This window comes from Bacillus sp. EB V-12 (assembly GCF_056158125.1).
Window position 1 is genome coordinate 16,166 of record NZ_JBUXJL010000009.1, and the last position, 16,409, is coordinate 32,574.

At 34.2% G+C, this 16,409-nt stretch carries 14 protein-coding genes and 4 pseudogenes; 10 read left to right on the forward strand and 8 right to left on the reverse strand.

The window, feature by feature from the left end:
• Positions 1-70: 70 nt before the first annotated feature.
• The 3 genes from ACZDYH_RS22905 (at position 71) to ACZDYH_RS22915 (ending at position 2,533) form a co-directional block, all read left to right on the forward strand.
• A complete protein-coding gene (locus tag ACZDYH_RS22905) occupies positions 71-580 on the forward strand; it encodes a peroxiredoxin family protein (protein WP_474887243.1) in 510 nt (169 codons plus the stop codon).
• 206 nt (positions 581-786) lie between these two features.
• Positions 787-1,182, forward strand: a complete 396-nt coding sequence (locus ACZDYH_RS22910) for a hypothetical protein (protein ID WP_255478125.1) — start codon at positions 787-789, stop codon at positions 1,180-1,182.
• A 670-nt stretch (positions 1,183-1,852) separates the two neighbouring features.
• Positions 1,853-2,533: a Crp/Fnr family transcriptional regulator gene (locus ACZDYH_RS22915; protein ID WP_006919362.1), complete on the forward strand. Its 681-nt coding sequence runs from the start codon at positions 1,853-1,855 to the stop codon at positions 2,531-2,533.
• 245 nt (positions 2,534-2,778) lie between these two features.
• On the opposite strand, the gene ACZDYH_RS22920 is transcribed toward ACZDYH_RS22915, so the two are convergent.
• The 3 genes and pseudogenes from ACZDYH_RS22920 to ACZDYH_RS22930 all read right to left on the reverse strand — a co-directional run.
• On the reverse strand, positions 2,779-3,681 hold the full coding sequence (locus ACZDYH_RS22920; protein ID WP_306663795.1) for an aminoglycoside phosphotransferase family protein: 903 nt from the start codon (positions 3,679-3,681) through the stop codon (positions 2,779-2,781).
• A gap of 600 nt (positions 3,682-4,281) precedes the next feature.
• Entirely contained in the window at positions 4,282-5,514 is a 1,233-nt protein-coding gene (locus ACZDYH_RS22925; protein WP_006919365.1) for a cytochrome P450 family protein, read from the reverse strand.
• Between the two features lie 427 nt (positions 5,515-5,941).
• A pseudogene (locus ACZDYH_RS22930) lies at positions 5,942-6,079 on the reverse strand (GNAT family N-acetyltransferase); the annotation flags it as partial.
• A gap of 44 nt (positions 6,080-6,123) precedes the next feature.
• Between ACZDYH_RS22930 and ACZDYH_RS22935 the strand changes: the two are divergent.
• Positions 6,124-6,486 carry a transporter gene (locus ACZDYH_RS22935; RefSeq protein WP_081631309.1) on the forward strand — a complete coding sequence of 121 codons (363 nt, stop codon included), beginning with the start codon at positions 6,124-6,126 and terminating at the stop codon, positions 6,484-6,486.
• 370 nt (positions 6,487-6,856) lie between these two features.
• Here ACZDYH_RS22935 and ACZDYH_RS22940 read toward each other — a convergent pair whose 3' ends face one another.
• From ACZDYH_RS22940 to ACZDYH_RS22950, 3 genes and pseudogenes are all read right to left on the reverse strand, one after another.
• Positions 6,857-7,273, reverse strand: a complete 417-nt coding sequence (locus ACZDYH_RS22940; RefSeq protein ID WP_033692076.1) for a DUF1259 domain-containing protein — start codon at positions 7,271-7,273, stop codon at positions 6,857-6,859.
• Between the two features lie 932 nt (positions 7,274-8,205).
• On the reverse strand, positions 8,206-9,006 hold the full coding sequence (locus tag ACZDYH_RS22945) for a C1 family peptidase (RefSeq protein WP_000097509.1): 801 nt from the start codon (positions 9,004-9,006) through the stop codon (positions 8,206-8,208).
• A gap of 364 nt (positions 9,007-9,370) precedes the next feature.
• Positions 9,371-9,511 (reverse strand): annotated as a pseudogene (locus tag ACZDYH_RS22950) (DUF3983 domain-containing protein).
• Between the two features lie 227 nt (positions 9,512-9,738).
• Between ACZDYH_RS22950 and ACZDYH_RS22955 the strand changes: the two are divergent.
• The 4 genes from ACZDYH_RS22955 (at position 9,739) to ACZDYH_RS22970 (ending at position 13,266) form a co-directional block, all read left to right on the forward strand.
• Positions 9,739-9,954 (forward strand): spore germination protein, encoded by a 216-nt coding sequence (locus ACZDYH_RS22955; RefSeq protein WP_001139345.1) that lies wholly within the window; start codon positions 9,739-9,741, stop codon positions 9,952-9,954.
• A 923-nt stretch (positions 9,955-10,877) separates the two neighbouring features.
• On the forward strand, positions 10,878-11,486 hold the full coding sequence (locus ACZDYH_RS22960; protein WP_474887248.1) for a DUF998 domain-containing protein: 609 nt from the start codon (positions 10,878-10,880) through the stop codon (positions 11,484-11,486).
• A gap of 606 nt (positions 11,487-12,092) precedes the next feature.
• Positions 12,093-12,557, forward strand: coding sequence for a hypothetical protein (locus ACZDYH_RS22965; protein ID WP_043924670.1), 465 nt, complete (start codon positions 12,093-12,095; stop codon positions 12,555-12,557).
• 301 nt (positions 12,558-12,858) lie between these two features.
• Entirely contained in the window at positions 12,859-13,266 is a 408-nt protein-coding gene (locus tag ACZDYH_RS22970) for a magnetosome magnetite crystal formation protein family (protein WP_097966432.1), read from the forward strand.
• An 87-nt stretch (positions 13,267-13,353) separates the two neighbouring features.
• On the opposite strand, the gene ACZDYH_RS22975 is transcribed toward ACZDYH_RS22970, so the two are convergent.
• A complete protein-coding gene (locus tag ACZDYH_RS22975; RefSeq protein ID WP_264299199.1) occupies positions 13,354-13,488 on the reverse strand; it encodes a hypothetical protein in 135 nt (44 codons plus the stop codon).
• Positions 13,489-13,619: 131 nt separating this feature from the next.
• Between ACZDYH_RS22975 and ACZDYH_RS22980 the strand changes: the two genes are divergently transcribed.
• A complete protein-coding gene (locus ACZDYH_RS22980; protein WP_474887250.1) occupies positions 13,620-15,587 on the forward strand; it encodes a YVTN family beta-propeller repeat protein in 1,968 nt (655 codons plus the stop codon).
• Positions 15,588-16,022: 435 nt separating this feature from the next.
• Here the strand turns inward: ACZDYH_RS22980 and ACZDYH_RS22985 are convergent.
• A pseudogene (locus ACZDYH_RS22985) lies at positions 16,023-16,136 on the reverse strand (DUF3954 domain-containing protein).
• A gap of 173 nt (positions 16,137-16,309) precedes the next feature.
• Here ACZDYH_RS22985 and ACZDYH_RS22990 point away from each other — a divergent pair.
• A pseudogene (locus ACZDYH_RS22990) lies at positions 16,310-16,396 on the forward strand (tyrosine-type recombinase/integrase); the annotation flags it as partial.
• Positions 16,397-16,409: the final 13 nt, after the last annotated feature.

Sequence of the window (16,409 nt, forward strand, 5' to 3'; positions counted from 1 at the left end):
ATAATATAATGTGTGTAATTTAGCATTAGAAGATTTAGGAATCATTCATTTATGAAAAGGAGGAGACAAAATGACTATTTTTACATTAGGTAAAAAGGTTCCAAACTTTACACTCCCTGAAATAACTGGACAGGAATTTTCTTTAGAAACCTATCTTAAAGAATCTAAGGGTTGGAAATTAATTATTTTTTTTAGAGGAGCTTGGTGCCCAGTTTGCGTCCATGATCTGAAGGATCTTGAAGAGAGTAAAGGTTTCTTTGAAGGGAAAAATGTACATCTTATTACTGTGTCTACTGACAAGTTAGAAAATTTAAAGAAGATGGCATTGGAGAACGACTTATCGTTCCCAATTTTATCAGATGAATCCCTGGTTGCTTTAAAAGCTTACGATGTTTTCTATCATGGTGATGATGCACCTTATGAAGACCACGGTACTCATGGAGAACCTGCGTACTTTCTTGTGGATGAAAATGGACAACTACTATATCAGCAGAGGCAAACCAGTCCATTTGGTCGTCCAACATCGACAGAGCTTAGAAAGATTGTTCAATATATAGGTAAAAATCTAAAGTCTAAATAAATCTATTTATAAGAAAAGAGCAAGCTGTATGCTTGCTCTTTTTAATGATTTTTTAATAACCAGTTAATTTTTAAGCTTAACTAACAACTAGTTTGAATTCAATAGAGGATAGGAAATTGCCTAATTCTGATTTTTGTAATTAGCATTACAGAATTGTTTTTTCACTCTGTTACGATAACAATGCAAACAAAAAAGGAGTGATATACGTGCAAATTTCGGTTAATAAAACAATTAAAATTGGAATTATAGGTGGCATCATTGGTGGGATTATTTTTGGAATAATCATGCAAATGATGGGTAAGATAGCCATGATTGCAGGGATAATGGGAAGCAGCAGCTTACTTAGTGGCTGGATTATTCATATGATGATAAGTATTATTTTTGGCATTACATTCGGATTGTTAACATCCGTTATTAAAAATCGTCTTGTTCTCACTTCTCACAATTGTTTTTGGGGTTGGAATTTGGATAGTGGGTCCTCTTGTAATCATGCCTATAATGATGGGGATGGGAACAAACCTTTTAAATGCTTTTGCTCTTCAGCAATTAATGACCTTAGGAACTCATTTGTTTTTCTCTATAATAGTTGCAATTGCGTTTAAAATCTGTTCAAAAAACAAACATCTTAAAAGGTAACTATTCAATATTTTGCAACGAAAATACACATGCTAGTTCTTATTACTGTGCTAATTTAAAATATAAACCATGTACTATAAGTACATGGTTTATATTTTAAATTAGAGTTGATAAAAATTGAAGTATCTTATTAGATAGCTTGTTGTTGAACGTGAGATTAATTAACGGACGATTAGCGATTCTTTTCCCATTATGCCAAACCATATATAAACGAAAATTTCGCTATAACTCGATTTATTTTTTATAGTAATTAATTATCCCTCAAAAATATGTATGTTTTTCATTTATTTGGATTATCCCTATTTTTTTACCCTTAAAATTTCACGTCCCTTTAAAATGAAGGTTCCATCTACAAATACGTTGGCATTAACTTCTCCTAGTAAACCCCTTATTTCTAATGCAGCATTTAGATCATTAAATAGTTTTTTTCTATAAAATAAATATTACTTTGAATTAGATGTTGTTTTGCTTTAAAACAGCTTAAGCACCCATCCATTGTATATAAAACTGGCTCCACAAAACCACCCCTACCTGGTACTATACTAATTAATTACTTTTATGCAGTAATTTAGATTACAGTAAAAATTACAAAGAACGGTATAATGAAAATAAAAATAGTGAAAGGAATGATTTCAAGTGGATAACTTATTACTTCTTTCACAAATTAGTCTATTAGAAGAATTACCAATGGACGATCTTAAGACCGTTGAAGAATTAAGTGAGATGAAACCTGTTAAAAAAGGAACGATTATATTATCTCCAGATAAGCCAATTGAAGCATTATTTTTTTTAAAGAAAGGTCAAGTACGCTTATTTCGTATGAATCATCATGGAAAACAGTTTACTGTTGATATTTTAACAAGTGGTAATATTTTTGGAGAAACATCTACCTTATCTTTAACAAATGACCAGGTTTATGCTGAAGCAATGACAGATACTTATTTATGTATAATTGCAAGGAATGATTTTGAGGGATTTATTGAAAGGAACCCCAAAATTGCATTGAAATTTATAAATATACTTTCAAACCGTTTAAAAGAAGTTTATAGCTTAAGCGAGAAAATTGCTCTTAGTGATGTTAAATACCGTCTAATATACTTATTATTGAAGTTAAGTGAAAAAACTGGCAGAAGAATAAACGAATGGCAAACCATCAATATGAAATTGACACATGCTGACATTGCAAACATGATTGGTTCTACACGAGAAACGACCAGTGCTATTCTGAGTCAGCTTAAAAAAGATGGTTTGATTAAAAAAGATTTAAACTGGTCTATTAATGCTGAAAAAATCGAGCAACTATTAGAAGAAATTTAAGCAACCTCATCAAAAATCCACTACAAGTGGGATTTTTAATTAGATAAACTTCCTAATATCATTTTGTTACAATATAGGGTAGAACCACTTGCCCATCAAGTTAAGGAGACAAAATTCCCCCAAAATGAAAAAATCGTTATTCTTTCAGTAAAATACTTGAAAGGATAACGATTTTTATGGTTCTCTCGCTTTCTGAATAAGCCCGTTGAATAACTGAGATATGTTTCTTTCTTAAAATTACTGAATTACTTTTGAGCTAGCACTAGGTCTAGCCAGGATTTCGCCTCATTGTACAAAGTTGGATTGTTTTGCGGCGTGTAGTAGGCAAGGATTGCAACTGCCTGTGATACGACCCATCCGCGGGCCCTTGCCAATGTAGCACCGTCCGTACGAGTAGCATCAAGGAACACATCGCGCGCCTCTGGCGAGTGCAACTTCCACGCGACCATTACATCACACGCAGGGTCACCTATTCCCATTGTCCCCCAATCAATCACACCACTAATACGCTTATCACGTACGAGCCAGTTACGTACATCTAGATCGCCGTGATGCCAAACAGGAGGACCGTTCCATGGAGGGGCAGAAAGAGCCGACTCCCATACAGCAGACACCGCGGGATCGCCATTAAATCGTGCTAGCCAATATCGGAAGTCCTTGTCCCGTTGGGCCAAAGGAATGCCGCGTCCTAACGGCCCTCCCGTTGGATCGACTTGTTGCAACGCTAGGACAAACTCTGCGAGATCGCGTGCTGCCTGAATCTCTTCAAGCGCCTCTATCGGCACCGTTTCACCCTTCAGCCACGAATGTATCTCCCAAAACCATGGGTATTCGTTATTTGGGCGCCCCTGAGCGATAGGTACAGGGATTTCAAGCGGGACTAATGGCGCGATTTTGGGTAGCCATAAGAACTCGCTTCCTCCTGGTGTCGTCGGTCCTTCCCTTCTCGCTAGCCGAATGGAATATTCGTCGCCAAGTCGGAAAACGGCATTTACCGTTCCAACTGGCTCCACCTTACGAAGGGGTAACTCTGCCCAGCGGGGGAACTGATCGACAAGCAAACGACGCACAAGTCGCTCTTCAATTTTCAATTCGTCAGCATGCATCTTCTCGGACATCGTATGATCTCTCCTTGGTAGCTCTGACATAAACTTTTATCGACGGAAAATAATAACAATTCTCCGTGCACCAAAAGTCAAAAAGCCACACTTTTTCATTATACAATGCAGTCACAACTAAAAAAAACTTATCTGAACTTATTAAATTGCAACACACTATAGGGGTCAATTTACATTACTATAAACCTTTGATGAATTTATACCTATAACTTATAGAAAGCATTATTCTTTTGTAAAAAATACAGAAAGTATGGCGTTTTGTATGAATCTATCGATTCAAGATAAGTTTCATTTGTTCGCTGAAGAACTACAGCAATATCTATCTCCACATATTCTTCAATAACTTGCACAAAATTCACCTTATAAAGGTTAATTTTGTATGCAGATTTTTAGATAACTGATATCAATCTTTTAGAAAACCGACAAATCTAGTTGAACGGAATTTTACTTAATCTTAGCTTGATGGCGATGTGGTGGGACCCTACATCCATCAACTTAAGAATTTAGAATTACTCTAGAATAAAGTTTTATTGCAAGTTAGCAAAAACTTCATTCTGGAAGTACTATAAAATTTTAAAATAACAATTTTATCCAATAAAAACAACAGCTTAAGCCCATTGTAATTATAGGTCAGAAAACAACTGGCAGATTAACAAGAGAACGAATTTTACTATGATTATAATTTAATTGATCCGGTTTGATTGCTAGGCGAAGGTTAGGAAGCCGCTGTAGCAAAGTACCTAATGCAATTTGTCCTTCTAAACGTGCTAATGGAGCCCCCAAACAGTGATGTATACCAGCCCCAAAGGCTAAATGATTATTCTCTTCTCGTGAAATATTCAATGTTTCCGGATAAGTAAATTTCTGTGGATCAATATTTGCAGCAGTTAGAGAGAGTAGAACTAAATCACCTTTGCGAATCCTTTTTCCATGTATTGTCATATCTTCACTAGCAAGACGGCTAATAAACATAACCGGGCCGGAATAGCGTAATAGTTCGTCAACAGTGGAAGAAATCAGGGAAGGATTTTCCCTTAGTAAATTCATTTGTTCGGGATGTTGAAGTAATGCCAGTACACCATTACTGATTAGATTAACTGTAGTTTCATGTCCAGCGATAATAAGCAGCCAAATTGTCGAGAGAAGCTCGTTATTACTCAACTTGTCTTCTTGCTCTTTTGTTTGAACGAGCTTGCTTATCAAATCAGCATCAGGATTTAGACGCTTTTCGTTAAGCAATACCTCGATGTATTGAATAAACTTTTCAAGTGTTGTTGTAACTGCAGTTCCTTGACTAGGATTCACAGAGGCGTTCATGAGTATTTGTGTCCATTCACGGAACTGGTTTCGATCAGTGACGGGAATCCCGAGCATCTCTGAAATAATAATAATGGGTAGCGGGTAAGCAAAATCTGAAATAATTTCCATCTTTCCTTTTTCCTGTACAGCAACTAACAATTCGTCGGCAATTTGCTGAATACGGGGACGAAGATCCTCTATCATACGTGGTGTAAAGGCTTTAGAGACTAGACGACGTAGGCGAGTATGATCAGGTGGATCTACCGTAAGCATATTTGGCATATTCATCAACCAGTCAAACAGTTTACTCGCAGCTGTATTTTCCGAATTTGGGTGTTGCTTATCATGGGGTGATGTGAATTTCCGTAAATCTTTGATAAAACGAGCATCTTTCAGAATAGTAATCACATCATCATAGTGTAATGCGACCCATGTCCCTCCCATGCCATAAAAGTCATCAATTTGAAAAAAACGCTCTTGTTGCTTGATGAGGTTTTTATAGAACATAATGGGATTACGCATGGTTTCCGGTGAATTCAAATCCTTAAAAGTAAGTTTTTTCACTAATATGCTCCTTATCATTATAATTATTGAATGATCTGAAATTACATGTCTCTTTACCATACTATTCTATAGTTATTCATAATACAAAATGACACATCCAATTCCTAAACTCGTTTGATTAGAAATATATCCCTGAATACAAAAACACTAATACGTTTTCCTTTATATTTCTTCCAGAATATACAAATATAGATTCTATAACAACATATATGGGTCCCCATACATGTTAAGAAAACAGATTTACCCAAAAAGAAAAATGAGCTTTTTTATTTCAAGTTAGCACAAAATTTCATTTTTAGGGTAGTTGTCTTCTCTTAGCTTGATAGCGATGGGGCTCTACCCCATCGCTATCAAGCTAACAAAATTGAGATACCCCCAAATCGAATAAATGAGAGTATCTCGGTTATATATGTTTGACCATAATTCCTTATTTATATACTGCTAGTTTTTGTAATAGTTGTTCTTTTATAACCGGCCATTCGCTTGCGATAATACTATATACAACGGCATCTCTTACATAACCGTTTGGCAATTGTCTTTCATTTCGCAATACGCCTTCTATTACATATTAATAATTTAGGAAATTATAAAATAAAGAGGTGACTTTTAATATATAATGATTCAATTTATTATCCTTATATAAATTATGATCAATACTTCGATCGTCAATTCCCTGGTCTTCAAATCCCTAGTTCTCCAGGTAGACCAGGTCAAAGTTCACAAGCCCCAACATCTCCTCCCCCATCATTTATTCTTCAACAATCAGTAGCTTCACCATTTGCTGTTGATCCAGGAGCAATTTCATTCTGTTTATTTCGAAACACCTATATATGGCTTAATAATGGTAAGCAGTTTTGGTATTATCCGATTTTTGTAGGACAAAGGTCTGTAACTGGTTTTAGATGGAACGGTAGGTTTTTGATGATTTTGGTAATTGATACAAGATGGATTAGATTATTTACATGTTTTTAAAAATTGTAGAGTAACGTTAAAAGTTTAATTATATAAATAAAAGAGGTATTAGAATGAAAAATTCCCATTCGAAATTTAAAAATTGATAATTTTAAAGAATTGTTTTGTGTTAAAAATAATTATGATTTATAAGGTCTCTTGGTTTATTTGAGATGCAAATCTTTAAAGAACTTACACTGGATCTTTAGAAGAATGAAATAATTTCACTTGAAATTAAACCTATATAATCTTAGGTTGATGGGCATGGGATACCACCAACATTTTGTAAAATAACCTACGCTATGCGGAAAAATAAAATAAGCTGTCCATATGGACAGCTTACTTACATAATTATCAAGATAAGAAGTGGCTAAATATGATTTATTTAACATTAACTCTCATTATCAGTAATTGGATAACTACTTAAAAATGAAAAAGAATTTGCCAATTTTTTCGCAAAACTTAATGGTGGTTCAACAGATTGGATATGAATATACATAATCAATGGTTTCATATATAACCAATGATTATGTAAAGCACTAACAATAATCCCCTGTTGAACAATTGATTGCATAAATAAAGGAATTTCTTCTTGTAAAATAGCAATTTCTCCAAAGTTCAATGCGTTACCATTTTGATCTAACGATTCAAAAGATATCCCGACCGGTATCACTGAGGTGCTTGGTCGTCCTTGAACAAACACTTTGATATTACGGTGCAAGGAGACAGAACAAACACCTTGATTTATATTGCTTTTTCCATTAAGTATTTTAGCAAATTGTTCACAAAGAACGTTGAGGTTATTCATAAATCTGATGTTCCTTTCTCACTATAATAGAGTGCTGTACTACTTAAAGTATTGATCTATATATATCATACAGATTGGGTATATATGATTACTTGTATTAATATATGATATACACATACTTGGTATGCAAATATATAGAATAGAGCGAGAAACGAAGGAATAACGATGTATAACCAATTCATATGAAGTTAACATAACACATCATTGTCGGTAGCAAGGAAAAGGGAGGAAACCGTACTCTCACCAATTGTGTTGCTGTTCTATCGATTTTTGTTAAAAAAGATAACTGTTTAGTCATGTAAGATCACTTCTTTTTATTTTTAATTTATTTTTGTCTTATTGTTCCACGTCTTCTTTCATAACGTGGTCCATGAACTCCCATTAACTCTTCAATTTCACGAGCGCTAAATTTCTCTTTTCCCTTTTTCTTATTTTTCTTCTTTGCTTGTTTTGATTGCTTTTTCCACTCGTGTAATTAATCCTTTAGCACCTTTATTCCCCCCATCTCCCTTTTCAAAATAAAAAGGACACCTATTCCTAAAACAGCTTAAATGACTGCTTTAATGAACTGGTGTCCTCTAGTTTTCTAGCCGGACTATATTTGTTTTTCGTTCACTTTAAAATTCCAGCTTGTACAAAAATATTACTCATACCCTTTTCCGTTGTAGATAACAAAACCTACTGGATGATGGGTAAAATACAAAACTGGATCATCAGGATTTCCAATTGAAGGATATACATGATTTTTATCAATGTAGACTCCCTCTAATTCAATTGGATTACCTGATTCTAGACCACTAATTGGCTCTCCAAAACCATCGTTATCTCAATAACGAATAGCACAGAATAGCTCATCTGGAATCATTGATACCTCTACACCACTTGCATGCATAACATGTTTTGTAGTTTCCATACTTCCATCGCTTTTCTAATTAACGACCTGTCCACATATCTTGCACAATTCCATTTTTAAATAATTCATATGGGAAATAACAATATCCTTTATCTCCCCAGTCTTCTCCCCAGCTGTTGCGAATAATAACCGTTTGCTTATCATCGTCATATCCAACAGCACACACAGCATGTCCCGCTGGTTGACCATCTTCAACAATTACATCATCTGTTCCTGATACTGGAACTATACCAGTCTTTTTCACTTCTTCTGACATAAAAGATTTTGGTACAGCAAATCCAAGTACAGCAACTAATCCATGAGCAAGTGCAGCCTTTAATCCCGATAAATCTTGAATACGATGGTAGGTTCCAATTTTATAAAGTGCAGCATCTGATTCAGCCTTTGGTGATGGCTTATCTCTAAAATTCTCGGTATAAGGAAAATCCTCTTCAGGGCATACCCCAATATTTTTAAGAACCCCCATACCATCACGAACATTCGCTCCACTATCTTCCTGAATATGTCCTTCTATTTCTCGTTCATGATAATATAAAAACAAACGAGATAAGCAAGTAAATGGACGACCTGATTGTAATAATAGATATTCTCGTAACCCTGAAACAATTGCATTTGCCGTACAAGAACCTATATTCCATTGATTTACTATACCTGACATTTTAGGACGAAGATCGACTTGCGTTGGCAAATCCGCCTCATTACTAAACAAGTAACTCCGAAACATTTTGTCTCTTAAATCAACAGGGTCTTTTCTTACATTAAGGTACTTTACAATATCTTTGTTACTGGTAAAACTGAAATTTGATTCATTTGAACTCATTGTAAAAATCCATCCTTTCTTAATATCTAGATAATTCATTTCTTCTCTATACTTAACTTAAAAATTAAAAATATACCTATTTAATTTTTATTTCATTTGCATTCAATACATCCGCATGTTTAATTATTTATCTTTTTACTTATCAATTTCTATTTTCAATTTATCTCACAACTACTTGAACTCTATATCTTTTTTTCTTTCTTGTTTGATTCAATTGCTTTTTCCACTCACGTAATTAGTCTTGTAGTGCCCTCATATTTTCCTATCTCCCCCTTCCAAAATAAAAAGGACACCAATTCATTAAAACAACTTGAATTGCTGCTTTAATGAATTGGTGTCCTCTAGTTTTCTATCCGGACTATATTTATTTCATTATACTTGTCTGTATAAAAAGATTCCTCCGAGCTTTATCTATTCTGTCTTTCTTATATTTTTGTATAACCTTTGTCCGACGAGCAATTGCTTTTTTTAGTTTCTTTTTCTATAAATTATCCAATCCTCTCACTCCTTCTTATGAAACAGTTTTTCCATTTTTAGACATTCTCATTAATTTAATACCTTCTTACATTCAAAAAGCCGCTCAGATGTGAATTGTACCTATATAATTTCAAAAGGATTATTTTATTAGGTTTTCAATCAAACTTCATTTCAAAATTCTCAGTTTCAAATGAACTACTAGACGCATACACCATATACTAATTTAAATGCTTCCTAGGAAAGAAGGTGAAAGCTATGCCATCTATTGTCGGAAATATGGTTGTGCAAAATAGTAACGGTTCTTTCAACTTAGGTGATTTTTATAACGTTTCTCCAAAAGAAAATACAAAAGCTTATAATGGTTCAGGTTCATCTAACGTTGCTTTTGTTCTCAATACATTTAACGGTGTTAGTGCAACAAACACATTTGATTCTGATGTTGCAGACCAAAACCAAGTTGGAACAGTCTAAATTTATTCATTTTCCTCTAACTCCTGAATAAAACCCAATATTCCGTTAATAATGTATATACAGTTTCTGATTTCCCTTCATACCCGAAGGCTGAGTAGCTAGTTTTTACTAGCTGCTCTTTTTATGTTTCACACGAATAAAATTCTATATTTCACCGATACTATATAGGACTGTAAAAAGTCAGCTTTAAATTCTTCCCACTCTAGCTCTCTTGGTCGAGGGTTGAGCAGTTAGCTCTTGCTAGCTGCTCTTTTATTTGGTTACTGCTTCTGTTTCTTAAAGAGATTCTTTAACTATATTTCACTAATAAGGACAAATTCTTTAATCTGTCTCGAATAAAATAAATAATTTGGCATATAATATCTATGCATCTAGATTATTACCTCTGTATGGAGCAGTTAGGCTGGGCTAACTGCTCTTTTATTGAATAAATTTCTAAAAAGTGTTAACAATATAAGTACACCAAGGTTGAATACGAATGACCATTTCGTTCTACTTATTCATCAGGATAGTTAGCTTTTGCTAGCTGTCTTTTTTTAGTTTATCCGAATAAAATTTTTAATTATGTCCGATACTATAAATGGGCTGATACAGCTTGAATTCACATTGACATCTGTAATGTTCTTTTTCCTTTCTCTGAGGACTGAGCGGTTAACCTTCGTTAACTGCTCTTTTGTATTGAGTTGATAATAAATTTTAGGTCGTATTTCTCTTCTATGCCATATACTTTTTAAGTATCCAACTCAAAGTGTTACCTCCTATCCGAAAGGGCACTGATGCATGGTGCTCTTTTTTAGTTTCTTTATTTCTACAAAATGAAATTTTTATAACATTTTTTAGTTCAAATATCCTTTCCATCAATGTACAAATAATATTACTTCTTCTTTAAGCATCTTTATGAACAAAATCAAAGGAGGCATCTAATGTATATATCAAATAGGATTGGCTTATTTAGTTGGATTGCAACTTGCCTATACTTTTTAATTGAACCTTTCTTTATTTTCACTTCTACAGCATCTTATAACTATTTGCATCATGCAATGAGTGATCTAGGTGTAACAACCTGTGGAGAATTCACCTACGAAATAGCTCCTTATGAAATATGCTCCCCTAATCACTTTTGGATGAATTTACTCTTTATTCTTAATGGAATAACATTTTGTATTGGAGTACTATATATTTCACAACATCTAGAAAAAACAAAAATTAATAAAATAGCAACATTTTTTATAATTATAATAGGAGTTTCCACTATAGTCTCAGGATTAATTCCTGCAGATGTAAACCTAATTGGACATTCTATTCTAGTTTGGATAGGTATGCTTACTATATTTCCAGGACTATTTATTTTTGCAAAGAATCTTAAAAAAACTAGAAAATGGACATATTTCTGTTTACTAAACTTAATAGTAATAACAATCATTATCTCACTTGTTTTTCTTTTCCCCTTACCTGCAGGTCTACTACAAAGACTTTTTTACTTGGTTCTTTTCGTTTGGGGAACTGTATCAACCTACAAATTAATAAAATAAAGATTTCATTAAAACTTTTCACCTTTTAACTGGACAAGCATATAGTATTGTATGGAGATATCCACTCATAGAAATCTACCTTTCTTGTCCAAGAGCATGCTTATATGCGTGCTCTTTTTGATTGCATTTAAAGACTTCACATTCATTAGAAATGTACATACAATAATCATGATCATCTCATTATTAATCTTTTAGTATCCTTCTCGATACACATCTTGGTCATGGAGCATCTTAAAAAGCGCTCTTTATATTTGTTAATAAATAACCATTTTGTTCAAACATACACACGGTATATATTAGTTAAGTATATATTTACATAGACAAGACATAACTTTTTTAAACATGCACAATTTTTGTGCATGTTTTTTTATTTAACAAAATAACTATTTTATTATGTTTCCTAACTTACAGTAATGTCCTTAAAAAACATTCATATATATTTATCAGATGCACTTTTAAATTCCAGAGTATCAAATACTTTTAAAAGTTAACTGACCAACAATATTCGACTTATCTTTAAAAACTTATTAAAAATCACTTAGATACAAAAAAGCTACGTTTTATATAGGATAAAAAATTATCTTACGCAAAGGGGCTTGATTATTTGTGAATTACCAAAATGATAATAACTCTAACATTCACAAACCTTGCACTTGTCCATCCCCCACGGCTAACAGTTTAAATGTTGTTCAAACTACCCCATCAATAGTCTCTGTAAATTCTGCGATTCCACTAGATACCGTGGTAAATTCTAATGGTACGGCAATCTCATTCACACCACCAACAACTGTTTTACTTGAAGGTGGAAGAACCTATTTGGCAATCTATGAAGTGCAAGTTATCATTCAACCAGGAGGTAATTCGGCAGGTATCACTATGTATCTTAATAATAATCCAATCATTGGCTCTGGTACTTCTCTGGGATATACTGCAGGATTCACTTCTGTATCAGCACCCGCTATTTTCACTACACCTTCAGGTATAACAAGTACCCTTACTGTTAATGTAGGACCATATTCTAATACATTAAATACGTTGGGCTTAACTCTTGCTGTTGTAGCATTAACATAATAAAATGTAAAACTCTCTAAAATGATTTTATTTATCCCTTAACTGTCTATTGGGCTAGCCTCTAAGAACTCCACATAACTACATATAGAAAAAGAACATTATTTGGTTCCATAGTACTAGGTGACTCGGCTAGCACAATTGCTGAGTCACCTATTTATCTATAATAAAATAAAGCTTTTGTTTAATTTATTACTTGTTCTTTTTAATGTATTATTCTATTACAATCCATTTTCATGTTATAATTACCAACAGTACATATTTTAATAGGCACAACAAATCTCATAAATATAGGAGGACCTTAATAATCCTAACTCAAGAAAAGAACATAAAATTAATTATGCATTTTCTTACATTATTATCTTTTTTTATTCTTATTTTCTTTAGTGTCACAATTTTTTATATACCTTTGGTTTTCTATTTTGTATGCAAATCACAAAACATTCGAAAAAATATCCTTGAAGCTGTTTTTTACCAACTATTCATTTGGATAATCACAGTAATTTGGAATCTTTTCATAATAAGAATCTTAATGCTATTTTGGTCTAATTTAGACTTGGCTTCAAATAACGCTTTGTTTATTTTCGGGGTAGCTCCTTTATATCTAATACTGTTTCTCTTGTTAATTTTTGGACCTATAAAAGGAATTTTATATGTGCTACAAGAAAAAGACTTTCATTATCCTATTATTTCTAAATGGATTAACAAATAAAAATACGTGTAGAAGAATTCAGAGTTTTACCGAATTCTTTTTTATGGATCTTTCAAAATCTTTTACATCTTCCTTCATTCCTTCTTTTTAATAAACTTCAAATTTTATTACAATAACGCTTTTTTTAAATACAATCGCTTGTCTATAAACTTTGTAACCTTCATTTCCTTTCCTATGATTACAACATCCTCCTAACAACCAAGTATTGATTATATATCCCATATGAACACCTCCATTTTATTGGCATATACTTTGAAGGAAAAAACATTTCACATTAAACATATACCTACAAACTCAGTTGCTAATAATTTATCAAAAATTACTTAATATTCATTTTTTAAAAGGAGGTATTTATGAGATATAATCGAAAATCAAATTCCCAAAATTCGTGTGATAAATTTCAGCAACCCTGCTTTATTTCTATATCCCCTTGTGATCAAAGTAATTGCTGTACACCTGTTTTTTTCTCGAATTCTCAACAACAAGAATTATTGCAAATAATAAATCAATTAAATCAAGCCATCCTTTCTTTTTTCACAACACCAAATCCAACAACTATACAAATACTCCAATCAGCATTACAGGCATTAAATGATTTATTAATAGCAATACAACCAAATACACCAAATAGAAATTTAGTTATAAGAACTATAAACCAATTAATTAATTCTTTACCTACCGCATCTCTCACTCAAATCTCAGCATTATTCCAATTTCTATTCCAAAGCTTGTCTTCACTTATAAGTTGTTCAAATATATCGGACCCCTTATTACAACAAACTTTCAACTTAATTTTACAAGGAATCTTGAATAGTTCGCTATTAAGTAACATCGGAACACCCGGGCCGACTGGAGCCACTGGACCTAGAGGATTTCCTGGACCTAGAGGAGCTCAGGGTACTCAAGGCGTGCCAGGTATTCAGGGGCCGGAAGGGCCGGAAGGACCACCGGGACCTCAAGGTGTGCCAGGTATTCAGGGACCGGAAGGGCCGGAAGGATCCACTGGACCTCAAGGCGTGCCAGGTATTCAGGGGCCGGAAGGACCACCGGGACCTCAAGGACTTCAAGGCGTACAAGGGATTCAAGGGCCACCGGGACCACCGGGACCTACTGGTTCAGGGACCGGAATGGGAATTCCCGGACCACCGGGACCCACTGGACCTCAAGGTGTACAAGGAATTCAAGGACCGGAAGGGCCGGAAGGATCCACTGGACCTCAGGGTGTGCCAGGTATTCAAGGGCCGGAAGGACCACCGGGAACCACTGGACCTCAAGGTGTGTCAGGTATTCAAGGGCCGGAAGGACCACCAGGAGCCACTGGACCTCAAGGAGTGCAAGGAATCCAAGGGCCGGAAGGACCACCGGGACCTACTGGACCGACCGGACCTACTGGGCCAACCGGACCTGCATGTAATTTCCTAGTATATGCTACAAATGCAGGACTCATAGATGACCCTACAAATGATACAGTATCTGTAATTAACACCGGAACAAATATAGTAGTTGATACAATTACTGTAGGTAATGCACCACTTGAAGTAACAGTTTCACCAAATGGAGCTCGTGCTTATGTTACTAATATTTTTTCTAATACTGTTTCCGTTATTGATACTGCTACTAATACTGTTATCGCTACCATTCCTGTTGGAACTAATCCAATAGGTGTAGCTGTTTCTCCAAATAACACAACTGTTTATGTTGGAAATCATGGTAATAATACGGTTTCTGTCATTAATGCGGCAACAAACACAGTTATTAATACCATTCCTGTTGGCATCGCTCCACAAGGGATTACTGTTTCCCCAAATGGTGCCCTTGCATATGTTGCAAACGAATTAAGCAACACAATTTCTGTCATTAATACTGCTACCAATACAGTTATTGCTACCATCCCTGTTGGTATTCGTCCTAGAATAATCGTGTTTACACTAGATGGTACTCGTGCGTATGTCACGAATCAAAACAGCAATACGGTTTCTGTTATTAACACCGCTACCAATGCAGTTATTAATACAATTAACGTAGGTACTGAACCTGTTGGCATAGATATTACACCGGGTGGAAACCTTATTTACGTTGTAAATAAAGTTAGCAATAATGTATCGGTAATAAATGTGGCGACAAATACTGTGATCGATACAATTTCTGTTGGTTTATCCCCTGATCAAGTAACTATCATACCTGATGGCACTCGAGCATATGTTACAAATCAAGCTAGTAATACTGTTTCCGTTATTGATATTGCTACGAATACTGTTATCACTAATGTCCCAGTAGGTGTCGCTCCAACCGGAATAGCTACTGGAACTATTTGTGAATAAAATAAAGAAGTGAAAGCCACAGATAGTTTTTATTAAAATTGATAGTATGTGATATTCTTTCTTTAACTACGTTCAAACAACCAGGATAAACCTCTATATTCTGTTAATATTCTTTTCTGTTTTGTCTTACAGAACCTGCAGATCAGCTAGCTGTTGTTAGCTGATCTCTTTCTATAAAACCCAAATCACATACCAATTAATTTACTAACATTGAATTTTTTAGAATTTAATAATAATATTTACCTATAAAACCATTACCCTTATACAAAGAGCTATGAGCCTTTCCGCTCATGACTCTTTTTTTTACGATTTTCACTTCACATCTACGCGATTTTGACTAGCTTCTCGACTAAATCCGTCTGGGTATCTTTCTAAAAATAATCATTTTATCTTTTCAGTAAACTTAGTATCTACATGATCAACCTTACCGTTTATCTAAACCGCGACTTGCTCACCAAATCCGCTCATTGGTGGATTGACTACTGTTACATTTCCATCCTAAACTATTAAAAGTTTGTTGCTACTAACATCAATTTCTACTTTTTTCATATGTCCATCTCCCTTTTACTACCGCATGTACTCGACAACATCAGTTTTAAAACCACCTCCCAAATAAACCCTTACTGGAATTATTTCTTTTTTATCCCTCGCTGCCTTACACAATTCTTCAGCTGTATCCCAATTGGAAAACTTGTCTACAACTCTTTGAAATCTCCGTGTATTCATTAACTCTTAGGATTTATTCTCATGTTTTACCGAACATGCAGGAAGAAGGAGTAAAAAATTTTAGTAAAAGTATCTTTGGATAGCTAACGTTTTCAA